Source organism: Ideonella aquatica (assembly GCF_018069755.1).
Lineage (GTDB): Bacteria > Pseudomonadota > Gammaproteobacteria > Burkholderiales > Burkholderiaceae_C > Ideonella > Ideonella aquatica.
The window spans coordinates 368,540-391,023 of record NZ_JAGQDE010000003.1; the positions used below are offsets into that span (position 1 = coordinate 368,540).

General features: G+C 71.5%; 22 protein-coding genes. 13 read left to right on the forward strand and 9 right to left on the reverse strand.

All coding sequences use genetic code 11. From position 1 onward, the window contains the following. Positions 1–19: 19 nt before the first annotated feature. The 6 genes from KAK06_RS06060 to KAK06_RS06085 all read right to left on the reverse strand — a co-directional run bounded on the left by KAK06_RS06060 (position 20) and on the right by KAK06_RS06085 (position 5,906). The gene (locus KAK06_RS06060; RefSeq protein ID WP_210801023.1) at positions 20–877 is read right to left on the reverse strand and encodes a DUF58 domain-containing protein; all 858 of its coding nucleotides are present in this window, start codon (positions 875–877) and stop codon (positions 20–22) included. After that, positions 877–1,899, reverse strand: coding sequence for an AAA family ATPase (locus tag KAK06_RS06065; RefSeq protein ID WP_210801024.1), 1,023 nt, complete (start codon positions 1,897–1,899; stop codon positions 877–879). Before KAK06_RS06065 ends, KAK06_RS06060 begins: the two co-directional genes overlap by 1 nt. 145 nt (positions 1,900–2,044) lie before the next feature. After that, positions 2,045–2,593 carry a pyridoxamine 5'-phosphate oxidase family protein gene (locus tag KAK06_RS06070; RefSeq protein ID WP_210801025.1) on the reverse strand — a complete coding sequence of 183 codons (549 nt, stop codon included), beginning with the start codon at positions 2,591–2,593 and terminating at the stop codon, positions 2,045–2,047. Positions 2,594–2,692: 99 nt separating this feature from the next. Beyond that, complete coding sequence (locus KAK06_RS06075) at positions 2,693–4,066, reverse strand: multicopper oxidase family protein (protein ID WP_210801026.1); 1,374 nt, start codon at positions 4,064–4,066, stop codon at positions 2,693–2,695. Between the two features lie 13 nt (positions 4,067–4,079). Then, complete coding sequence (locus KAK06_RS06080) at positions 4,080–5,495, reverse strand: TolC family protein (protein ID WP_210801027.1); 1,416 nt, start codon at positions 5,493–5,495, stop codon at positions 4,080–4,082. Positions 5,496–5,564: 69 nt separating this feature from the next. Then, positions 5,565–5,906 carry a hypothetical protein gene (locus tag KAK06_RS06085; RefSeq protein ID WP_210801028.1) on the reverse strand — a complete coding sequence of 114 codons (342 nt, stop codon included), beginning with the start codon at positions 5,904–5,906 and terminating at the stop codon, positions 5,565–5,567. 81 nt (positions 5,907–5,987) lie between these two features. Between KAK06_RS06085 and plsY the strand changes: the two genes are divergently transcribed. Genes plsY through KAK06_RS24505 form a run of 3 tightly spaced genes read left to right on the forward strand, consistent with a single transcriptional unit; the run spans position 5,988 to position 7,385 of the window. Further along, entirely contained in the window at positions 5,988–6,680 is a 693-nt protein-coding gene (gene plsY, locus KAK06_RS06090; protein WP_210801029.1) for a glycerol-3-phosphate 1-O-acyltransferase PlsY, read from the forward strand. A 2-nt stretch (positions 6,681–6,682) separates the two neighbouring features. Continuing rightward, a complete protein-coding gene (locus KAK06_RS06095) occupies positions 6,683–7,027 on the forward strand; it encodes a RidA family protein (protein WP_210801030.1) in 345 nt (114 codons plus the stop codon). A gap of 4 nt (positions 7,028–7,031) precedes the next feature. Beyond that, a complete protein-coding gene (locus tag KAK06_RS24505; RefSeq protein WP_210801031.1) occupies positions 7,032–7,385 on the forward strand; it encodes a glutaredoxin family protein in 354 nt (117 codons plus the stop codon). Here KAK06_RS24505 and KAK06_RS06105 read toward each other — a convergent pair whose 3' ends face one another. The 3 genes from KAK06_RS06105 to KAK06_RS06115 form a co-directional block, all read right to left on the reverse strand. Then, positions 7,386–8,009 carry an L-threonylcarbamoyladenylate synthase gene (locus KAK06_RS06105; RefSeq protein WP_210801032.1) on the reverse strand — a complete coding sequence of 208 codons (624 nt, stop codon included), beginning with the start codon at positions 8,007–8,009 and terminating at the stop codon, positions 7,386–7,388. 33 nt (positions 8,010–8,042) lie between these two features. Next, complete coding sequence (locus KAK06_RS06110; protein WP_210801033.1) at positions 8,043–8,198, reverse strand: hypothetical protein; 156 nt, start codon at positions 8,196–8,198, stop codon at positions 8,043–8,045. A gap of 103 nt (positions 8,199–8,301) precedes the next feature. Continuing rightward, entirely contained in the window at positions 8,302–9,189 is an 888-nt protein-coding gene (locus KAK06_RS06115) for a PHP domain-containing protein (RefSeq protein WP_210801034.1), read from the reverse strand. Between the two features lie 104 nt (positions 9,190–9,293). On the opposite strand from KAK06_RS06115, the gene KAK06_RS06120 reads away from it, so the two are divergent. From KAK06_RS06120 to KAK06_RS06165, 10 genes are all read left to right on the forward strand, one after another. Next, entirely contained in the window at positions 9,294–10,658 is a 1,365-nt protein-coding gene (locus KAK06_RS06120) for a type I glutamate--ammonia ligase (protein ID WP_210801035.1), read from the forward strand. A 164-nt stretch (positions 10,659–10,822) separates the two neighbouring features. Continuing rightward, a complete protein-coding gene (gene flgG, locus KAK06_RS06125; RefSeq protein ID WP_210801036.1) occupies positions 10,823–11,605 on the forward strand; it encodes a flagellar basal-body rod protein FlgG in 783 nt (260 codons plus the stop codon). Further along, positions 11,602–12,330, forward strand: coding sequence for a flagellar basal body L-ring protein FlgH (locus KAK06_RS06130; RefSeq protein ID WP_310741050.1), 729 nt, complete (start codon positions 11,602–11,604; stop codon positions 12,328–12,330). The genes flgG and KAK06_RS06130 overlap by 4 nt, the downstream gene beginning before the upstream one ends. A gap of 11 nt (positions 12,331–12,341) precedes the next feature. After that, complete coding sequence (locus KAK06_RS06135; protein WP_210801037.1) at positions 12,342–13,484, forward strand: flagellar basal body P-ring protein FlgI; 1,143 nt, start codon at positions 12,342–12,344, stop codon at positions 13,482–13,484. A gap of 10 nt (positions 13,485–13,494) precedes the next feature. Then, a complete protein-coding gene (gene flgJ, locus KAK06_RS06140; RefSeq protein WP_210801038.1) occupies positions 13,495–14,373 on the forward strand; it encodes a flagellar assembly peptidoglycan hydrolase FlgJ in 879 nt (292 codons plus the stop codon). Positions 14,374–14,386: 13 nt separating this feature from the next. Then, the gene (gene flgK / locus KAK06_RS06145; protein ID WP_247652662.1) at positions 14,387–16,351 is read left to right on the forward strand and encodes a flagellar hook-associated protein FlgK; all 1,965 of its coding nucleotides are present in this window, start codon (positions 14,387–14,389) and stop codon (positions 16,349–16,351) included. 26 nt (positions 16,352–16,377) lie between these two features. Beyond that, the gene (flgL, locus tag KAK06_RS06150; protein ID WP_210801039.1) at positions 16,378–17,574 is read left to right on the forward strand and encodes a flagellar hook-associated protein FlgL; all 1,197 of its coding nucleotides are present in this window, start codon (positions 16,378–16,380) and stop codon (positions 17,572–17,574) included. A 13-nt stretch (positions 17,575–17,587) separates the two neighbouring features. Continuing rightward, complete coding sequence (locus KAK06_RS06155) at positions 17,588–18,796, forward strand: EAL and HDOD domain-containing protein (RefSeq protein WP_210801040.1); 1,209 nt, start codon at positions 17,588–17,590, stop codon at positions 18,794–18,796. Between the two features lie 58 nt (positions 18,797–18,854). Then, a complete protein-coding gene (locus KAK06_RS06160; protein WP_210801041.1) occupies positions 18,855–21,779 on the forward strand; it encodes a PAS domain S-box protein in 2,925 nt (974 codons plus the stop codon). 55 nt (positions 21,780–21,834) lie between these two features. Next, positions 21,835–22,470: a response regulator gene (locus KAK06_RS06165; protein WP_210801042.1), complete on the forward strand. Its 636-nt coding sequence runs from the start codon at positions 21,835–21,837 to the stop codon at positions 22,468–22,470. Positions 22,471–22,484 lie beyond the last annotated feature (14 nt).

Sequence of the window (22,484 nt, forward strand, 5' to 3'; positions counted from 1 at the left end):
CGCCAGGGCGGCGCCCCGCTCAGGCCTGGAAGTGCACCGCGAACGCATCGGGGTCGAAGCCATCGATCTGGAACACGGGCTGGCGCTGCCAGGCGCGCAGCCGCTCGGTCAGGGCCTGGCGCGCCTGGGCCAGGCGGTCGGCATGGCGCAGACGCAGTGCCGGGCGCACCCACACCAGGTGGGCGCCGTGGCCTTCGGCATCCTGCAGCCAGGCCAGACCGTCGCGCGCCGGCAGCTCGAAATCGCGCCGCTGCCACAGCACCACCGGCACCACGTCGTGCGGCGCCAGCGCGTCCATCACGGCGCCCAGCGTGGCGGCCGGCCAGTGGAAATCGGAGGCCAGGAAGACCAGGCAGCGCTGGCGCGGCAACTCGGCCACCGCGGCCAGCAGGCCGTCGATGCCGGCGGCCTGCGCGCCCTGGCGCCGGTGGGCCTGCAGCGCCTGCGCCAGCACCGGGCCGCAGCCGCGCTGGCGCGTGGGCGGCCAGGGGCCCAGGCGGTGCAGCGCGCGGTCGGCGCCCAGGCAGCCGAAGGCATCGCCCAGGCGCTGGGCCGACCAGGCCAGGCTGTCGGCCAGAGCGGCCAGGGCCTGCACCCGCGGTGGCGGCGTGTCGTCGTCCATCGAGGCCGACAGGTCGGCCAGCAGCACCACCGTGACGGCGCGCCGCTCGGCCAGCGTGCGCACCCACCACTGGCCCAGGGGGTCGCGCAGGCTGGCGTGGATGTCCAGGCGGCGCGGGTCGCCGCCATCGACCAGCCGGCGGTGGCCGCGGAAGGCCAGGCCGGCATCGCCCTGGCGGCTGCGGTGGGCGCCGGGGCGGTGGCCGCCGGCGTCCCAGCGCAGGCGGTAGGGAATCTCGCGCGGGCCGGGTGTCATCAGGGGGCCCCGACACGGGCCAGCAGCTGCTCGATCAGCGGCGGCAGCAGCGCCTCGCGGCGCAGTTCATAGGCGGGCTGCAGGCACAGGCGGTGGGCGATGCAGGGGCCGAAGACAGCGCGCACATCGACCGGGCGCAGGTGATCGCGGCCATCGAGCCAGGCATTGACGCGCGCGGCGCGCAGCAGCAGGCTCATGCCGCGCGGGCTGGCGCCGGCCAGCACCAGGGCCGCGCTGTCCACGCCCGGCAGCTCCACGCCCACACCTTGCGGCGCGGCGGTGGCCTCCCACAGGCGCAGCGCGTAGTCCTGCAGTGCCTCGGACGCATGCACCGCGCGCTGGATGGCGTGCGACAGCGCCGGCAGCGCAGCGATCGGCGCGATGCCCTCGGGCACCTCGGCGACCAGGCTGTCGGTGTCGTGAAAGCGTGGGTCGAAGGCCAGCGCGCGCCGCAGCGCCGGGTCGGTGGGCGCGTCCACCGCGATCTCCATCATGAAGCGGTCGCGCGCGGCGCTGGCGATCTCGAAGGTTTCCTCGCGCTCCAGGCGGTTGCGGTCGGCAAAGACCTGCAGGAGCGGCAGCGGCACCTCGCGGTTGAAGGCCTGCACGCTGCGCTCGGCCATGGCGCGCAGCAGCAGCGCATGCACCTGCGGGCGGGCGCGGTTGATCTCGTTGAAGAAGAAGATGGCCAGCGAGTCGCCCTCGCGCGTGAGCGGCCCGGGCTCGATCGCCGGGCGGCCGGATTCATCGACATAGGCGTGGTACAGCAGGTCATTGGGCATCAGGTCGACGCTGCCCTCGATGCGCGCGAAGCCGCCGCCCAGGCCGCGCGCCATGGCGCGCAGCAGCGTGGTCTTGCCCACGCCCACGTCGCCCTGCAGCAGCACATGGCCGCGGGCAAAGACCGCGGTCACCAACTGGCGCACCGCGGTGGACTGACCCACCACGACCGCGTTGACCTGGTCTTCCAGTTGCCGGGCGCGCGCCCGGCCGTCGGCGAGCACGCCGTCGTCATTGGCCATGTCGTCTTTCGTGTGCTGGCAACGGCGCGGAGGTTGCAAAACATGCGCCATGCAGGACCGCCGACGAATCGGCGGCCCGCCGGCACAGTGTGTCACCGCGGCGGGGCAGTTCGGCGACGAGGCCGGCTCAGGGTTTGCCTGGGGCTCAGGGGGCCAGCCAGGTGGCGGCGCCGGGCTCGGGGCCGAAGCGGGCGCGGCGCTGGCCGTCGGTGTTCAGGTCCAGCCAGTCGAGGGTGTGCACGCGGGCGCAGATCACGCCGAAGTGCTCGCGGTCGCCACGCTCGGCCGAGGGACGCTCCAGCGGGCTGCCGGGCGGCACCGGGCTGAGGTAGTCGAACACCGCGGGCGTCATTTTCAGCCGGGTCCAGTGCGACAACACGGCCAGGCCGCTGTCCAGCACTTCCAGGTGCACGCCCAGGCGCAGCTGCCAGCCCAGCTCGGCCGACCACATCACCAGCACGCCGCGCGGTTGGCGGGCGATCTGCGCCACCTTGGGCGAGCGGGTGTCGGTGAAGAAGCACAGCTCGCGCTCGGCCGGGTCGACCTGGCGCAGCACCACGCTGCGGGCATCGGGCAGGCCGTCGGGGGTGACGGTGGCCAGGGTGCACAGGCGCCAAGGGTGGCCGCGCTGCGGCGCGCGCTGCAGCTCCTGCCACAGGCGCGTTTCGATCGAGTGCAGCGTGTCATCTCCCATGCCGCGATCTTGCCTGCAGCGGCGCTGGCGTCCCAGCGGGCATCCCCGAAGCCGGCTTGACCCAGGTCAGGCCGGAAACGGTTGCAGGCCGGGTGCGGGTCAGTGCGAGTGCTGATGCGGTTTGCGCGCCCGCAGCGTGGCCGGCGCTGCGGTGGGCGCGGCCACGGTCGGCGGCACCGGCGCCGCGGCCACCTCGCGTGCCACGCTGCCGGGCGGATGCCGCCACCAGCCGGGGTCGCGGAAGTCGCCCGGCGGCTGGTCGGGCCGCACCTTCAGCACGCTGAACATGCCGCCCATGCCCAGGCCGCCGAAGGGGCCGTCGCCGCTCATCATCGGCAGCGTGTTGTCGGGCAGCGGCATGGCCATCTCGGCCATCTCGTGCATGCCCTCGGAGCCCATGGCCATGAACTCGGGGACGATGCCATTGATGCGCCGTGCCAGGTCGCGCTGCTCGATGCCCAGCATGGTGGGCACGCTGTGGCCCATGGCGTTCATCGTGTGGTGGCTCTTGTGGCAGTGGATGCTCCAGTCGCCGGGCTCGTCGGCGATGAACTCGATCTGCCGCATCTGGCCCACCGCGACATCGGTGGTGACCTCGGGCCAGCGGGCGCTCCTGGGGATCGGGCCGCCGTCGGTGCCGGTGACCTCGAACTCATGGCCATGCAGGTGGATCGGGTGGTTGGTCATCGTCAGGTTGCCCACGCGGATGCGCACCCGGTCGCCCTGGCGCACGTTGAGGCTGTCGATGCCGGGAAAGACCCGGCTGTTCCAGCACCACAGGTTGAAGTCGAGCATGGTCATTACCTTGGGCGTGGCGGCGCCGGGCTCGATGTCGAAGGCGTTGAGCAGGAAGCAGAAGTCGCGGTCGACATCGGCGATCAGCGGGTGGCGGGCCTTGGGGTGGGTGATCCACATCCCGTGCAGGCCCATGGCCATCTGCAGCATCTCGTCGGCGTGCGGGTGGTACATGAAGCTGCCGGGGCGGCGTGCCTGGAACTCGTAGACGAAGGTCTTGCCCGGCGGCACGGCCGGCTGCGTCAGACCGGCCACGCCGTCCATGCCATTGGGCAGGCGCTGGCCGTGCCAGTGCACGGTGGTGGCCTCGGGCAGCCGGTTGGTCACGTAGATGCGCACGCGGTCGCCCTCGACCACCTCGATCGTCGGGCCCGGGCTCTGGCCGTTGTAGCCCCACAGGTTGGCCACCATGCCGGGGGCCATCTCGCGCTTCACCGGCTCCGCCACCAGGTGGAATTCCTTGACGCCGTCCACCATGCGCCAGGGCAGAGTCCAGCCATTGAGGGTGAGCACCGGCCGGTAGGGGCGGCCGGTGGGCGGTTGCAGCGGCGGCTGGGTGGCGGCGTCGCTGCGGGTGGGTGGCTCGGGCAGGGCCGCCATCGCGGCGCGGGCCACGCCAACGGCGGCCACGGCGCCACCGGCCAGGCCGGCGCGGAAAAAGTCTCGTCGGGTACTCATGGGATGCTTTCGATCAGTGGCCGGCGCCGGAGGGGCTATCCGGGGCGGCGGAAGTGCTCAGGGCCAGGGGCTCGCTGGGACGGCCCAGCAACTGCGCCTGCAGTGCGGCATCGGCGCGCCAGAACTGCGCGTCGGCCGCCACCGCGGCCTGCACCGCCTGCGCCTGGGCGCGGGCGTCGGCCAGCAGCTCGGGCAGGCCGATCAGCATGCCGTTGTAGTGCAGCAGGGTCTGCTCGGCGACGCTGCGGCGCAGCGGCAGCAGCAGGTCGTGGTGCTGGCGGGCGATGGTCCAGGCGGCCAGCCAGGCGGCATGGGCCTCGCGCAGCTGCGAGGCGGCGCTGGCACGCACGGCCTCGCGCTGTTGCCAGGCGGCGGCGCTGCGGGCGCTGCGGGCCTCCCGGCGCGCGGAGGCGCCGAACAGGTCCAGCCGCGCGCCCAGCTCCACGCCGCGCGTGGCCTGGCGGGTGCTGCCGTCCCAGCTGGTTTCGCTGCGCGCGCCCAGCTCCAGGTCGACCAGCGGCCCGACCGGCTCGCGGCCTTCGGCGGCGGCGGCCGCGTCCAGCGCGGTCTGCGCCAGGCGCAGGTCCAGCCGGGCCTCGGCGGCCACGGGATCGAGCGCGGCGAGCGCCAGCGGCTCGGCCGGCAGCGCGGGCAGCTGGGTGGGCAGCGCCAGGCGCTGGGCCTGGGCATCGCTCAGGCCGAGGGCCCGCACCAGGGCCTCGCGCTGGCGGACCTGGCTGGCGCGGGCAGCGGCCAGCTGGGCCCGCGCTTCGGGCTCGAAGCGCTGCTGGCGCGCACCGTTGAGTGCGCCGATGTGGCCGGCGGCTTGCAGCCGTCGCGCCAGCTCGGCGCCGGCTTCGGCGGCCACCAGCGCCCGTTCGGCCTGCTGCAGGTGCTGCTGCGCGGCCACCGCCTCGACCCAGGCCTGGCGGACCCGGGTGATGCTGTCGACCACCGCCGTCGCGGCCGCCAGTCGGGCGGCCTCCTGGCGCGGTGCGGCCTCGCGCTGGCGCGCGGGCAGGCTCAGCAGCTCGAACAGGCCCAGGCTCAGGGTGCGGCTGATCGCCAGCTCTCCGCCGCCGCTCAGGCGCTCGAAGCCCAGCCACAGCGCGGGCGGGGCGGCCTCGACGCGGGCCTGGCTCTGGTCGGCGCGGGCCTGGGTCAGCAGGGCGGCCAGGGCCGGGCTCTGGCGCAGCGCCAATTCCACCGCGCCGTCCATCGACAGCGGGGCGGCCAGCAGGGCCTCGACCCGCGCGGCGTCGGCGCGGCCGAGCATGGACGGGTCGAGAGACGGGGCCAGGCGCGCGATCGGCGCACTGGTGGGGGACGAGTCGGGGGGAGGCAGGCTGGCGCAGCCGCCCAGCAGGGCGACCAGTGACGCAGCCAGCAGCCCGGCCGCGGCCGGACGGCCGAGGTTCAGGAAGGTCATCGTGACCTCTTCAAGACAAGGAGAGGGGAGTGCGCCCGGGCGGGACCCGGCGCGGCGACGGCGGGGCGCTCAGCGCGTGGGCGGTCGCTCGTCCACCGGCCACAGGGCCGGGCTCACTGGTGGGGCCGCGGCGGGCGTCGGCGGGTCAGCAGGCAGGGCCAGCGCAGTCGGTGGGCTGGCCAGCGGTGGCGCCAGGGCCAGGCAGCAGGGGCTCAGGTGGTGCGCCAGCTTGCCGGGCAGATGGGCGGTGTCGGACACCGCGGCGGTGTGATCACCATGACCGGCGTGATCGGTGACCACCACAGCGGGAAGTTCGTGGCAACTGCCCGGCACCAGCGCGGCCCAGCCACGCAGCGGCAACGCCAGCGCCAGCGCCAGCAGCAGCCACCAGGTCCAGGCGCGACGACACATGCCGTGGTTATAGCACCGTGGACCGACCGCGAAGGGGGCTTACACTCCTCGCCCGGTTCCTCCGGCCCACACCCCACACCCATGTCCCTGCTGTCCACCTTGGCGGCCACGCTCGTGGCCTACCTGATCGGCTCGCTGTCGTTTGCCGTGATCGTCAGCCGCACCATGGGTCTGGCGGACCCGCGCAGCTACGGCTCGGGCAACCCCGGTGCCACCAATGTGCTGCGCTCAGGCAGCAAGAAGGCGGCCATCCTCACGCTGCTGCTGGACGCCCTCAAAGGCGTGGTGCCGGTGCTGGTGGCGCAGGCGCTGGCGCCGCGTTTCGGCTGGGGCGAGGGCACGCTGGGCCTGGTCGGCCTGGCGGCCTTCCTGGGTCATCTGTGGCCGGTGTTCTTCCGCTTCCAGGGCGGCAAGGGCGTAGCCACCGCGGTGGGCGTGCTGCTCGCCCTGGTGCCGGTGACCGGCCTGGCCTGTATGGGCCTGTGGCTGGCGGTGGCCTACTTCACCCGCTATTCGTCGCTGGCGTCCATCCTGGCCGCCGTGGCCGCACCAGTGATCCAGTTGCTGGCCTTTGGGGTCTCGCCGATGGTGGGCGCGATCGCCGTGATGAGCGCGCTGCTGGTGTGGCGCCACGAGGGCAACATCCGCAAGCTGCTGGCCGGCACCGAATCGAAGATCGGCCAGAAGGCCGCCGCGGCCCCTGCTGCGGCGCATGAACCCCATCCCTCCCATCACACGCGCCACACGCGCAAGAACCCCTCAGGAAAGCATTGACCATGATCCAGCGATTCGACGTCGGCCCCCGCATGTCCGAGATGGCCGTCCACAACGGCACCGTCTATTTGGCCGGCCAGGTGGCCGCCGATGGCAACCAGGACATCCAGGGCCAGACCCGCCAGGTGCTCGACGCGATCGACGCCCTGCTGGCCCGCGCCGGCAGCGACAAGACCAAGATCTTGCGCGCCCAGATTTTCCTGGCCGACCTGGCCGACTTCGCCGCGATGAACAGCGTCTGGGAAGCCTGGGTGGTGGCCGGCCACACGCCGCCGCGCGCCACCGTGCAGGCCGCGCTGGCCAAGCCGGAGTGGAAGGTCGAGATCGTCGTCACGGCCGCGGCCTGAGCCCGTGGCCTGGGCCCGCCGCGATGTCACGGCCCTGGCCGTGGTCGGGCTGCTGGCCCTGGTCGCCTGGTCCGCCATCCAGGCCTGGCGCGCTGGCCAGGTGGGTGACGAGATCGCGCGGCTGGCGCGGCCCGGCGACATCCAGATGGTGTCCAGCGAGACCTGCGTTTTCTGTGCCGCTGCGCGCCGCTGGATGACGGCGCAGCAGGTGCCCTTTGACGAGTGCCTGGTTGAGCGCGACGGCGCCTGCATGGCGCGCTACCAGGCCCAGGGTGCGCCGGGTACGCCGTTGATCTTCGTGCGCGGCCAGCCGCAGCTGGGCTTCAGCCCGCAGCGCGTGCGAGACGCGCTGCGCTGATCACAGGCCCAGCAGCGCCGGGTCGCCGCGCCCGCGGCGGATCAGCTCGGGCGCGTCGCCCGTCAGGTCGATGATGGTGGTGGGCTCAAGCTGGCAGGCACCCGCATCCACCACCGCCTGCAACTGCTTCTCGAAGCGGTCGCGGATGTCGTGCGGGTCGTTCAGCGCTTCGGTCTCGCCGGGCGGGATCAGCGTGGTGGCCAGCAGTGGCTGGCCCAGCTCCTCGAGCAGCGCCTGCAGCACGCGGTGCTCGGGCACGCGCAGCCCGATGGTGCGCCGCGAGGGGTGCGACAGCCGCCGCGGCACTTCCTTGGTGGCTTCCAGGATGAAGGTGAACGGCCCCGGCGTGCCCAGCTTGAGCAGCCGGAACTGCCGGTTGTCGACCCGGGCATAGCTGGCCAGCTCCGACAGGTCGCGGCACAGCAGCGTCAGGTGGTGCTTGTCGTCGACCTGGCGGATCTTGCGCAGGCGCTCGGCAGCGGTCTTGTCGTCCAGGTGGCAGACCAGCGCGTAGCTGGAGTCGGTGGGCACGGCGGCCACGCCGCCGGCATGCAGGATCTGCGCCGCCTGCTTGAGCAGGCGGGCCTGGGGGTTGTCGGGGTGAACCTCGAAATACTGGGCCATGGTGGCCCGATTGTCGCGCCTGCCGCGGTCCGCTCAGGTCATGTGCTGGGCGTGCAGCGCGGGCGGCTCGCCCGGATGTCGCTCCAGCGCCACCGGCAGGCTGACAAAGGCGGTGAAGACCACCGGCACCAGGGCCAGGGCGACGGTACCCAGCCAGCGCTGGACGAAGAGGCGAAGTTCGGGGTGCATGCTCAGGTTCCTGTCGGGCACCATGCCCGTGGAAGCCATGGTGCGGCGCGCGCATGAAGGCGGGCTGAGGGCCCGCTGAAGCCTGGCTGAAGCCGCGCCGGCCTCAGGTCAGCTCGGCCGGCGAGCGCAGGTGCTGCAGCCGATCGGCCCAGCGGGTCCAGACGGCCGTGCAGCCGCCGGGCAGGTCGGGCAACTGGCCCGGTGCGACGCGGCTTTCGCCCGGCGCATGGAAATCCGATCCGCGCGAGGCCAGCAGGCCGAACTCCTGGGCAGTGGCGGCGTAGCGCTGGGCTTCTTCGGGGAAGTGGGCGCCGCAGGTGACCTCGACCCCCACGCCGCCGTGGCCGACGAACTCGTGGAACAGCGCCCACTCCTCGGTGGGCGAAAAGCGGTAGCGTGCCGGATGCGCCAGCACGGGCAGGCCGCCGGCGTCGCGGATCCACTGCATCGCCTCGCCCAGCGCCGCCCAGCGGTGCGGCACGAAGCCGGGCAGGCCTTCCTTCAGGTAGCGCTGGAAGACCTCGTGGACGCTGGCGCAGTGGCCATGCTCCACCAGGAAGCGGGCGAAGTGCGTGCGCGAGACCAGATCGGGGTTGCCAGCGTAGCGGCGGGCCCCCTCGTACGCCCCGTGGATGCCCACCCTGGCCAGACTCTCGCCCATGTCGCGGGCGCGCTGCTCACGTCCGGCGCGCAGCCGCGCCAGGCCGGCATTCAGTTCAGGGTGGTCGGGGTCGACATCCAGGCCCAGCACATGGACGGTCTCGCCCAGGAAGCTGACCGAGACCTCGACGCCGCACACATAGGCGATGCCCAGCGCCTGCGCCGCGGCACGCGCGGCGTGCTGGCCGGCGAGCTCATCGTGGTCGGTGAGCGACCACAGCTGCACGCCACCGGCGTGGGCCAGGCGGGCCAGTTCATCGGGGGGCAGGCTGCCGTCGGAATGCACCGAGTGGCAGTGCAGGTCAGCGTTGAGCAGGTGCACGGCCTGCATTCTAGGAAGCTGCCCACGCTGACAACGGGCCAGGGACATCGGCCTTCCCGGTGCTGTTCCGGCGACCGCCTATCATCCGGGCCCCCGCCACCCCGGCCTGACCGATGTCCCCGATCCTGCCCCTGCCGCTGCCCGACGCTGACACCTTGCGCGATGCGCTGGATGTCTACCCCGACACCCGCCGCGTGGAATGCGCCACCGGCGATTTCAGCTCGGTGGCGCGCGGCAAGCATGTGGGCCGGGCTGACTTCGAGGGCCAGACCGGCTGCAAGCTGCCCTCGGTGGTGCTGGGCCTGACGCTGACCGGCGGCGAGCCGGTCGACGTGATCGGCCCGGTGCTGCCGGCCAGCTACGCCGATGTTCACCTGGTGCCTGACCTGTCCACGCTGGCGCCGCGACCGGGCCGCCCGGGCGAGCTGTGCGTGGTCTGCGAGCCCACCGGCGCGCTGCGCCCGGCGCTGGACGCCTCGGCGCTGTCGCCGCGTGCGGCGCTGCGTGCGGCGCTGGCGCGCTTGCGGGCGGCCGGCCTGCGTGCCACCGTGGCGCCCGAGCTGGAGTTCTTTCTTCTGGAGCGCGGCCCAGCGGGCGAACTGCTGGCCGCCCGTGCCCATCCCGACGCGCCGGCCCGCGAGCGGGCCTGCGAGGCCTATTCGCTGGAGCGCGCCGGCCACTTCGACGGCTTTTTCGACGCGCTGTATGACGCCTGTGCCACGCTGCGCATCCCGGTCAGCGGCCATGCGCACGAGTCGGCGCTGTCGCAGTACGAGGTCAACTTCCTGCCCGGCGAGCCGCTGGCCCAGGCCGATGCCGTGTGGCGCTTCAAGCGCCTGGCGCGCGAGCTGGCGGCCCGGCGCGGCTTCCTGGCCAGCTTTGCCGCCAAGCCCTTTCTGGATCAGCCCGGCACCGGTATGCACTGGCACCTGAGCCTGCAGCACACCGACGGCCGCGCGTGGCCGCACGCCTTCAGCCCGCCCGGCGGCGAGCCGGTGCTGCAGCATGTCATCGCCGGCCTGCAGGCCGAGGCCGCCGCGGCCATGGCCTTCTGCGCGCCGTTTGACATGTCCTATGACCGCATCCGCCTGAGCGACGCCGCACCCTCGCACGCCAGCTGGGGCGAGGACAGTCGCTCGCTGGCCTTTCGCATCCCGGCCTCCAGCCCGGCCGGCCGCCGGGTGGAGAACCGCCTGCCTGGCGGCGACGCCAACCCCTACCTGATCCTGGCCTCGATGATCGGGCTGGGATTGGACGGCCTGCAGGCCGGGCGCCTGCCGGGCGACGGGCAGCCGCTGCCGATCTCGCTGACGGTCGCACTCGACGCCCTGCAGGCCAGCACCACATTGCGCGCCCACCTGGGCTCGCCGCTGATCGACGCCTACGTCGGCATCAAGCGCCACGAGAGTGCTGAACGCCACGCCCAGCCGGATCCGCGACGCGACTGGGACCTGTGGCATCTGGTCGAGCTCGCCTGAGCCGAGGGGGGCAGCTTCCTGCCCACAGCGGCCTACGGCCGTGTGGGCCAACGCATCCGCTCCCAAGCTCGCAGATACCCAGTCAAACCCGGGCTTTTCGCGGCTAAGGCGGGCTCAAGTTCCCGGGATCATCGTGTCATCCCCCTGAATGGGAGCAGTACACCATGATCCGATCCCTCTGGATTTCAAAGACCGGGATGGAGGCCCAGCAGACGCAGCTGGACCACATCTCCAACAACCTCGCCAATGCCGCGACGAATGGCTACAAGCGTTCGCATGCGGTGTTCGAGGACCTGATGTATCAGAACCTGCGCCAAAGCGGTGCGGCCAGCTCCGAGCAGACGCAGCTGCCTACCGGCCTGCAGGTGGGCCTGGGCACGCGCGCCGTGGCCTCGGCGCGCGATTTCTCGCAGGGCAATGTGCAGCAGAGCTCGAACAACCTGGACGTGGCCATCAACGGCAACGGCTTTCTGCTGGTCACGCTGCCCGATGGCGGCACCGGCTACACGCGCGATGGAGCGCTGAAGCTGGATGCGCAGGGCCAGATCGTCAACAACTCGGGCTACGTGGTGCAGCCGGGCATCACGATCCCGGCCAATGCCCAGAGCGTGTCGATCAGCCCGAGTGGCCAGGTCAGCGTGACGCTGCCGGGCCAGGCCACGCCGCAGGTGCTGGGTCAGTTCTCGATGGCTTCGTTCGCCAACCCGGGCGGCCTGGAGCCGCGGGGCCAGAACCTCTACACCGAGACCGCCGCGTCGGGCACGCCCAATGCAGCCGTGCCGGGCACCAACGGCCTGGGCACGCTGCAACAGGGCTACCTGGAGACCAGCAACGTCAACATGGTGGAAGAACTGGTCACGATGATCCAGACCCAGCGCAGCTACGAGCTCAATTCCAAGGCCATCTCCACCTCGGACCAGATGCTGCAGCGTCTGGCGCAGCTGTGAGCCGCCGCGTTGCCTGGCGGTTGCTGGCCTGTCTGCCGGCCCTGGGCCTGGCGGCCTGCCAGACCCTGTACCCCACGCCCAAGGTCGACTTCGCCCACGCCACCGCGCCCGAAGCGCCGGCCAGCGGCCCCAGCGCCTTCCCCGAGCTGCAGCCGCTGCCGCACGCCGCGCCGGTGGCGATGGGTGGCAATGGCGCCATCTACCAGGCCTCGAGCTATCGGCCGCTGTTCGAGGACTACCGCGCGCGCATGGTGGGCGACACGCTGACGATCAACATCGTCGAGAACGTCAGCGCCACCCAGACCGCCAACAGCACCGTCGGCAAGACCGGCAAGGTCGAGTCCAGCGCCTCGGCGCTCAGCGGCCTGTCGGCGCTGGGCCTGTCGCGCCTGGGCATCTCGGGCAGCAGCGCCAACAACTTCGAAGGCAAGGGCACCACCGCCACGACCAACCAGTTCAGCGGCACGATCACCGCCACCGTGGTGGGCGTGCTGCCCAACGGCCACCTGCTGGTGGCCGGGGAGAAGCAGGTGGGCGTCAACCAGCGTGTTGACGTGCTGCGCTTCACCGGCCAGGTCGATCCCCGCGCCATTGCACCGGGCAACACCGTGCAGAGCGCGCAGATCGCCAACGTCCGCATCGAAAACCGCGGTCGCGGTGCGATCGAGGATGCCCAGGGCATGAACTGGCTGGGCCGCTTTTTCCTGAACCTGCTGCCGATCTGATGAGCCTCGTGATGAACGCGCCCGACCGTACCGAACGACTGCTGCGCCTGGCCGCCATGCTGACGGCCGTCATGGCCAGCGCCGCGCTGTGGTGGCCCTGGCCGGCCCAGGCCAGCCAGCGCATCAAGGAAGTCGCCTCGGTGCAAGGGGTGCGTCCCAACCAGTTGATGGGCTACGGCCTGGTCATCGGTCTGGACGGCACCGGTGACCAGACCACCCAGACCCCGTTCACCGCGCAAAGCGTCAACTCGATGCTGCAGCAGATGGGCGTGACGGTGCCGGCCGGCGCTCAGATGCAGCTGAAGAACGTGGCCGCCGTGCTGGTCACCGCCACGCTGCCGCCCTTTGCCCAGCCGGGCCAGCAGATTGACGTCAGCGTGTCGTCGATCGGCAATGCCAAGAGCCTGCGCGGCGGCTCCCTGGTGGCCACGGCGCTCAAGGGCGCTGACGGCCAGATCTATGCGATGGCCCAGGGCGGCCTGATCGTCGGCGGCGCCGGTGCGTCGGCGGGCGGCGCCAAGGTGCAGATCAACCACCTCTCCGGCGGCCGCATCCCGCAGGGCGCCACCGTGGAGCGTTCGGTGCCCACGCCGCTGCTGGTGGGCGAGTTCGTGCAGCTGGACCTCAGCTCGGGCGACTTCGCCACCGCCAACGCCGTAGCCAAGGCCATCAATGGCGCCAAGGGCGAGGGCACAGCCCAGGCCATCGATGGCCGGGTGGTGCGCGTGCGCGCGCCGCAGGACAGCGCGCAGCGCGTGGCCTTCCTGGCCGAGGTCGAGAACCTCGCACTGACGCTGGAAAAGCCCGCGGCCAAGGTGGTGCTGAACCCGCGCACCGGCTCGATCGTGATGAACCAGAGCGTCACCCTGGCGCCATGTGCGATCGCGCATGGCAGCCTGTCGGTGACGATCAGCTCCACGCCGCAGGTCAGCCAGCCCGGCGCGCTGTCCGGCGGCCAGACCGTGGTCACCGAGAAGAACGACATCCAGGTCACCCAGCAGGGCGGGCAGGTCATCAACGTGCCGGCCAGTGCGCAGCTGGCGGACGTGGTCAAGGCCCTCAATGCGCTGGGCGCCACGCCGCAGGATCTGCTGGCCATCCTGCAGGCGATGAAGTCGGCAGGGGCCCTGCAGGCCGAACTCGAAGTCATCTGAGGCTCACACCATGGCCGCCATCCCCACCACCGCATTGAGCAGCGCGCGTACCGGCTTCGGCGACGCCCGCGGCATCGAGTCGCTGCGCCAGAAGGCCGCGGCCGACCCGAAGACGGCCGTGCGCGAGGCGGCCAAGCAGTTTGAGTCGCTGTTCATGCAGGAACTGCTGAAGACCATGCGCCAGGCCTCCGAGCCGGGCCAGGACGGCAGCCTGGACAACGAAGGCAGCAAGCTGGGCCGCGAGATGCTGGACTCGCAGTGGGCGGCCAAGGTGGCCGGCCGTCCGGGCGGTCTGAGCGACGTGATCGCCCGCCAGCTTGAGCGCAACATGGGCCTGCAACCCGGCCCGATCCCCAAGCCCGACACCGCCTCCGCGCCCATTGGCGCAGCCCAGCGCAGTGGCATCCCGACCCAGTCGGCCGCCGATTTCGTGGCCCGCCACACCGAGTCGGCCAAGGCCGCCGAGGCCGCCACCGGCATCCCCGCCACCTTCATGGTGGCCCAGGCCGCGCACGAGAGCGGCTGGGGCAAGAAGGAGATGAAGGCCGCCGACGGCAGCAACACCTTCAACCTCTTCGGCATCAAGGCCAGCCCGAACTGGAAGGGCGCCACCGCCGACGTGGTGACCACCGAGTACATCAACGGCACAGCACGCAAGGTGGTGCAGAAGTTCCGCGCCTACGCCAGCTACGCCGAGTCCTTCGCCGACTACGCCAGCCTGATGAAGAACAGCCCGCGCTACGCCAAGGTGGTGGCCGCCGGGGCCGACGCCAAGGGCTTTGCCCAGGGCCTGCAGAACGCCGGCTACGCCACCGATCCCGCCTATGCCAGCAAGCTGGGCAAGGTGATCAACACCACGCTGCGTCTGCAGCGCAGCCTGAGCGCCTGAAGGAGCACACGGCATGTCGACCTCCGGATTGATGGCCATCGGCCTGCGCGCCATGCTGGCCAACAGCGCCGCGCTGCAGGTCACCGGCCACAACATCGCCAATGCCGGTGTCCAGGGCTATTCGCGCCAGTCGGCCATCCTGGCCACCAACACCGGCCAGTTCACCGGCGCCGGCTTTTTCGGCAAGGGCTCGAACGTGGTGGACGTGCGCCGTGCCCACGACCAGTTCCTGACCGCGCAGTCGCATGCTGCCGCCTCGCTCTCCAGCATGGATTCGATGCGCTCGGTCCAGCTGCAGCAGCTGGAGGACGTGTTCCCACCCGGCACCGCCGGCATCGGCTATGCGATGGGCGAGTTCCTGAACGCCGCAGCCGACCTGGCCAGTGTGCCGGCCGATGGCTCGGCGCGCCAGGTCTACCTGGCCCGCGCCGCCGACGTGGCTGCGCGCTTTGCCAGCGCGGCCGGTCGCATCGAGGTGCTGCAGGACGGCGTGCGCTCCGACCTGGCCAGTTCGGCCCAGGCCGTCAATGGCCTGGCGCAGGACATCGCCACGCTCAACGACCGCATTGCCTCGGTCTGGTCGCTGGGTCAGCGACCCAACGACCTGCTGGACCAGCGCGACGCGCTGGTGCACCAGCTCAGCCAGTACCTGCAGGTCAGCACCATCGAGGCTGACGACGGCACGCTGGGCGTGTTCATCGCCGGTGGACAGCGCCTGGTGCTGGGCACCGAGGCCTCGACGCTGAGCGTGGGTCCGGATCCGGCCGATCCCAGCCGCGCCGCCCTGTCGCTGCTCAACGGCAGCGAGGAGCTGCCGGTGGGCGACGAGCTGATCACCGGCGGCTCGATCGCCGGCCTGCTGCGCTACCAGAACCACGACCTGGTGGACATGCGCAACCAGCTCGGGCAGATGGCCACGGCCTTTGCCGTCAAGATGAACGACCAGCAGGCCATGGGCCTGGACCTGGGCGATCCGCCCGGGGCCGGCAGCGCGCTGTTTGGCATCTCCGGCCCCACCGTGGTGCCCAACCGCAACAACGCGCGCGACGGCAACGGCGACCTGATTGCCACGGTCAATGTCGATATTGCCGACGCCACGCTGCTGCAGGCCAGCGACTACGAGCTGACCAACGACCCTGACAACCCCGGGCAGTTCCTGCTCAAGCGCCTGTCCGACGGCCTGACCCGCAGCATCGCCGATGGCGACACGGTGGATGGCTTCACCGTCAGCGTTCCGCCGCCCGGCCTGCAAAGCAGCGACCGCTTTCTGCTGCAGCCGGTGGGCCACGCCGCCACCGGCATGAAGCGCGTGCTGGACGATCCGGATGGCATCGCCGCCGCAGCGCCGGTGACCGCCACCATGGGTGATGCCAACACCGGCACGGCCACCGTCGCCTCGCTGAAGGTCGTCAGCACCGGCATCGACCCGGACCTGAGCGTGGCCATCAGCTTCAATGACGACACCGGCCAGTTCGACTACACCATCACCGATCCCAGCGGCACCGTCGTCGACAGCGGCACCGGTGCCTGGGTGCCGGGCGAGCCGATCGCCTTCAATGGCTTCGAGCTGCGCCTGAACGGCGTGCCCAAGTCAGGTGACACGATCAGCATTGCCAAGACCCAGTTCCCCGCCACCAACAACGGCAACGCGCTGCAGGTGGCGGCGCTGCGCGACGAACGCTTCGTGGGCCGCACGCTGCGCGACGACGGCAGCATCGCCGAGGGCGCCACCCTCACCGATGCCTACGCCAATTCGATGTCGGACATCGGCGTGCGTGTGCAGAGCGCCAAGACCGCGGCGCAGATTTCCGAGTCGGCCTACGGCCAGGCGACCGATGCCGTGACCTCGAAGGTTGGCGTCAACCTGGACGAGGAGGCTGCGATGCTGCTGCAGTTCCAGCAAAGCTACCAGGCCGCTGCCAAGGTACTGCAGGTGGCCCAGCAGGTGTTCGACACCATGCTGCAGCTTGGCCAGTGACCGAGTGACCTTCCAGGAGTCCATCCATGTTCCGCGTCGCCACCCTCAACGCCTACGAGAAGGTCATCAACACGCTGCAGAAGCGCCAGCAGAACCTGGTCGAGGCGCAGCAGCAGCTCACCAGCGGCAAGCGGGTGCTGCATGCCAGCGACGATCCGGTGGCGGCGGCGCGTGCCGAGCGCGCGCGCGCGCTGCTGCAGCGCTCCGATGCCAACCAGCGCGCCGTGGACGCCAGCAAGAACTCGATGACGCTGACCGAGTCGGCACTGGGCGATGCCGGCGAGCTGCTGCAGCAGGCGCGCGAGCTGGTGGTGGCCGCCGGCAACGCCAGCTACAGCGATGCGCAGCGCCAGGACGTGGCCAAGCAACTGGCCGAGATCCGCAAGCAGCTGATGAGCGTGGCCAACCGCGGCAACGGCGCTGGCGGCTTTGTCTTCTCCGGTCAGGGCACCAGCCAACCGCCCTTCCTGGACGCGCCCGGTGGCGTGGCCTATACCGGCACCGGGGGCCAGGTCGAGGTGGCCTCGGACGAACAACTGCCGCTGACCTTCGACGGCCGCCAGGTCTGGATGGGTGCGCGCACCGGCAATGGCGTCTTCGAGACCCGCAACCTGGGCAGCGACAGCGCCTGGATCGACGCCGGCCGGGTGACCGATCCGGCCCAGCTCACCGGCTCGACCTACAGTGTCAGCTTCAGCGTCGTGGGTGGCGTCACCACCTACAGCGTCTTCCAGGATGGCAACCCCACCGCGCTGAGCGGCCAGCCCTACACCTCCGGCCAGGCGATCTCGATCGACGGCATGTCCTTTGCCGTCAGCGGCGACCCGGCGGATGCCGACAGCTTCGAGATCGTGCCCTCGTCGGTGGGCCTGTCGGTCTTTGATGCGCTGGACCAGGTGGTCAATGCGCTGAAGACCCCCAACCAGACCGCCACCCAGGTCACCCAGGTGGTGCAGACCGGCCTGCGCGACGTGGACCAGAGCCTGGGCCAGCTGCAATCCTCGCGCAGTCTGGCCGGCGAGACGCTCAACCGCATCGAGGGTGTGCAGGCCCGTGTCTCCGACCTGAAGCTGTTTGCCAAGACCACCGAGTCCGACGCCGAGGACCTGGACGAGACGCAGGCCATCTCCGACTTTGCCAACCAGCAGACGGGCTACCAGGTGGCCTTGCAAACCTATGCGACTCTGCAGAAGATGTCGCTCTTCCAATACATCAACAGCTGAGGCCCCCACGGCCATGTCTGCCCCCGTCCTCGACCACCTGATCCTGGCTGGCAGCGCCTTGTTCGACGCGCGCCGCCAGCCCTCCATTGCCCGCTTGACGGTGCACCCGCTGCCCGGTGGATCGGCGCCCGATCCCCAGGCGCTGGCCGAGCTGCTGGCCGAGGCCTGGCCGGCCGAGGCCGGCCCGATCGCGCTGAACCTGACCAGCGAGGCCTGGTTGCGTGCGTTGCTGGACTGGCTGGAACACGCCGGTGTGCAGCAGCACTGGCTGGTCGAGCTGCCGGCCTTCATGCTGGCCGACGGCGCCACCACCGACCGCCTGGCCACCTTGTCCTCGCAGGGCCAGGGCCTGGTGCTCAAGGGCCGGCCGCTGGCGCCGCTGGCGCCCGAGCAGCTGCGCAGCTTCAAGCTGGCGGTGATCGATGTCGATGAGGAACGCCGCGTGCCGGGCGAGGCCTCGACGACGGTGCCGACACGCTCGCTGCCGTTTGCCCAATCGGGCGTGAACACGCCTGCCGAGGCCTCGGCGGCGTTCAAGCGTGGCGCCACGGCGGTGCTGGGCTGGCCGCTGGGCGACCCACCGGCCGGTGGCACGGCGCGGCGTGACTTCCCTGGTGCGGTGAGCACCGTGGCCGAGCTGATGCAGCGCCTGGACCGCGAGGAGCCGGTAGGCCGGCTAGATGAGGTGCTGCGCCGAGACCCGGCGCTGGCCTTCCGGCTGATCCGCTACATCAACTCACCGGGCTTCGGCCTGTCGGTCGAGATCACCTCCTTCCAGCACGCCATCATGGTGCTGGGTTACCAGCGCCTCAAGCGCTGGCTGGCGCTGTTGCTGACCAGCACCGTCGACAGCCCCGACCTGCAGCCGATGATGCACCTGGCGCTGCGCCGCGGTCTGATGATGGAGGAACTGGCGCGCCTGCAGGGCGATGAGACCCTGCGCAACGAGGCCTTCATCTGCGGTGTGTTCTCGCTGCTTGACCGCATGCTGGGCCAGCCCTTTGCCCACTTGCTGGCCAAGCTGCCGGTGCCCGAGCGCGTGGCCCTGGCCCTGCTCGACGGTGCCGGCGCCCACGCCCCCGGGCTGGCGCTGGCGCAGGCGGTGGAGGCCGGCCTGCCCTACGACATCGAGGCGGCGATGGAGTCGCTGATGCTGACGCCGGGCGAGTACAACGAGGCCGTGCTCAAGGCGCTGGCCGCTGCGCGGCAACTGCAAAGCTGACCCGCGTCGTCCAGGCGGGCGGGCGACGCGTACACTCGTCGCAGCCCTGCTGCGCGACATGAGTTCCATCCTCCGCTCCTCCTCCATTCCGCTGGGTGCCGCGCGTGCCCCCCGGCCCTGTGCCGACACCGATGTCGAAGCCCTGCTTGAGCTCAGTGCGCAGGCGCTGCTGATGTTCGACGAGCGCGGGCAGGTGCTGCGCAGCAACACCGCCCTGCGCAAGCTGGCCGGCCATGCCACCGAGCGGGTCGAGCAGTTGCCCCCGGTGCTGCAGCAGTTGCTGGGCTGGCCTGGCGATCTGCCCCGTGCCGGTGTGCCGCGCGAGCTCGACGGCTTCGTCGACGGCCAGGACGGTCTGCGCCATCGGCTGCGCGCCCGGATCACCGCGCTGGCGCCGATGGAACAGGGCGCGCGCTGGCTGGCCTCCTTCGAGGACCGCAGCATCGAGGACGAGCGCGACCTGTCCCGGTTGGAGATTGCTGCGCTGATGGGCGACGCCGAGGTTGGCCTCGCGTCATGGGATGCTGCGCGCGGCTGGGTGCCGCGGCCCGCCACCTCGGCGCGCCGGGCCGCCAGCGCCGGTGGCGGCGCGCCGTCGGCCGCGATCACCTCGGTCAGCAAGGAGCTGGTCGAGCCGGATTCACTGCCCGAGTACGAGCGCCTGCAGCGCGCGCTGCGCCAGCGCGAACGGGTGGAGGTGCGCTACGCCGTGCAGCACCCGCAGACCGGGCAGCGCTGGCTGATGTCGCGCGTCGAGCCCGGCGAGCTCTCACCGGGGCGCGCCGCCTTCAGCGTGATGACGCTGGACGTCAGCCAGGAGGAGGGCGCGCGTCGGCGCAACGAGCAGCTGCTGCGCGAGCTGACCGCCATCCTGGATGAGAACCCCGCCGGCATGGCCTACTTTCTGGGCCCGGGTCTGGTGCGCTGCAACCGCCGCTTCGAGCTGCTGCTGGGCCTGCCCGAGGGCAGCGCGCGCGGCGCCACGCTGGGCGAGCTGCTGCTGCGCGGCGGCGTCTCGGCCGAGGTGGTCGATGCCACGCTGGCCGCCTTTGTGCGCGACGACCGCTGCGCCACCGAGTTCAGCCCCGGCGAGATCGGCGGCAGCGGCCGCTGGTACGCGCTGGCGCTGCGCCGCTCCGGCGACATCGGCCGCGGCGCCGACGAGACCGTGGCGGTGCTCACCGACATCACCGAGCTGCGCCAGCGCGAGGCCGAGATGGCGGCGCTGGCGCGCGAGCGCGAGCTGATGTTCAGCCTGTCCGACGTGGGCATCGTCTACCAGCGCGACGGCCGCATCGAGCGCGCCAACCAGGCCATGGAAGAGCTCAGCGGCCACGACCAGGCCAGCCTGCAGGGCCTGCCGCTGTCCGAGCTCTTCGCCGACGAGGCCAGCTACCTGGCGCACAGCGCCAGCGAGCGGCGCGACCTGGCGGCCTCGGGCCGCCACAGCGCCGAGCGCCAGCTGCGTCGGCGCGACGGCCGCAGCCTGTGGGTGCTGTCCAGCCAGCGCTTGGTGGACACCGCCAACCCGCGCGCCGGCAGCATCTGCTCCTTTGTCAGTGTGGATGAGCGCCGCCGCGCCCGCGAGCAGGTGCTGCAGCAGGCCGACCGCACGCGCGCCATCCTCGATTCCGTGCTGGTGGGCATCGTCAGCGTCGATGACCGCGGCATCGAGTGGATGAACCGTTCGGCCCGGCGCATGTTCGGCGGCGAGTTGGCCGATTTCGTGGGCCAGCAGATCGGCACCGTGGCCACGGCCGAGCCCGATCACCCGCTGCGCCGCACCGACTGGCTGACCACGCTGGAAGAAGGCCAGGCCGAGACCTTCGACTGCCGCCTGAAGGCGCGCGACGGCCGCGAGTTCTGGGTGGTGGGCAATGTGGTGGTGACCGGCCGCGAGTCGCAGCAGCGCCAGCTGACCTTTGCGCTGATGGACATCGACAGCCGGCGCGAGGCCGAGGTGCAGATCGCCCGCGCCCGCGCCAGCCTGCAGCGCATCATCGAGACCGCGCCGCTGGCGATTGCGCTGTTCGAGGCCGACAGCCACAAGGTGGTGCAGCTCAACCAGATGATGGCCGAGTTCGCCGGTCAGCCGCTGGCGCGCATGCAGGACCAGCCGCCGCTGCGCTGGCTGCCGGCCGATCTGGCCGAGCCGCTGGTGGCCGACCTGGACCGCGCCGCACGCACCCACGCCAGTGTGCACCGCGAGCTGCTGCTGCCCGCCGCCCCCGGCCAGGCGCCGCGGGTCTGGGATGTGCGTATCGTGGCGCTGGACGCCCGCGGCGAGGTGCCCGAGCAGTTGCTGCTGGTGGCCGGCGACGTCACCGAGCAGCGCGCCGCCGACCAGGCGCGGCTGGAGGCGGCCATTGCCCAGCGCGAGATGCTGGTCAAGGAAGTCCATCACCGCATCAAGAACAACCTGCAGGGCGTGGCCGGCCTGCTGCAGCAAAACGCGCAGCGCCATCCCGAGGCGGCCGCCGCGATCGCCGAGGCGGTCAGCCAGGTCCATGCGATCGCCCAGGTCCACGGCCTGCAGGTGGGCATCAGCGGGCCGCTGCGGGTGCGCAATGTGGTGGAGGCCATCTGCAGCTCGGTGCAGCGCATGTTTGGCCGGCCGATCAGCGTGGCCATCGACGGCGCCGCGCCGCACCGCTTTGCGCTCAGCGAGGCCGATTCCATCCCGATCGCCCTGACCGTCAATGAGCTGCTGACCAACGCCATCAAGCACAGCGGCGTGGGCGGCGCGCTGGGCTGCCAGGTGCGTTTCGGCGAGCAGGAGGTGTCGATCGCGGTGGTCAACGATGGCCGCCTGCCCGAGGGCTTCCAGCTCTCGGCGGTGCCCACCGGCATCTCCGGTCTGGGCCTGGTGCGTGCGCTGCTGCCGCGCAAGGGCGCCGCCATGGCGCTGGAGCAACAGGGCAGCTGCGTGGTGGCCACGCTGCGCCTGCAGCCGCCGGCGGTGTCGCTGCTGGCGCCGCTGTGAACGGACCCACGGGCGGCGCGGTTTGGGCGAGAATCCGCAGATGGCAGCAGAGGTGATGCAGGGTAGCAAAGGCAAGGTGCTGGTGGTCGACGACGACCGCCTGGTGCTGGCCACCGTGACCCACGGCCTGTCCCAGGCCGGCTTCGAGGTGATCGACGCCGACAACGGCGACGACGCCATCCTGCTGGCCCGCGAACACCGCCCCGACCTGGCCCTGCTCGACATCCGCATGGAGGGCAAGACCGGCTTCGATGTGGCCGACTACCTGCGCGAGTCGCTGGGCACGCCCTTCATGTTCCTGTCGGCCTTTGCCGACAGCGCCACCGTGCAGCGGGTGCGTGAACTGGGCGCGGTGGCCTACCTGGTCAAACCGCTGGACGTGGCGCAGATCGTGCCGACGGTCGAGGCGGCGGTGTCCAATGTGCGCAAGGGCACGGTCCCCCGGCCCTCACTGGTCACCAGCCCGGCCGCGCCGGTGTTGGCGCCCGCCGTGCCGCCGGCCGCGCCGCGCGAGCTGCTGTCCGATCCGCTGCCGCTGGCGGTGGGGGTGCTGATGCACCGTTACTCGATCACCCGCCATCAGGCCCTGGAGCGCCTGCAGCGCCTGGCCGATGCCGACGGCCGTCCGCTGGCCATGCACGCGGCCGCCCTGGTTGACGCGGCAGAACTGCTGGCCCGGCACGCCGACTGAGCGGCCGCCCGCGC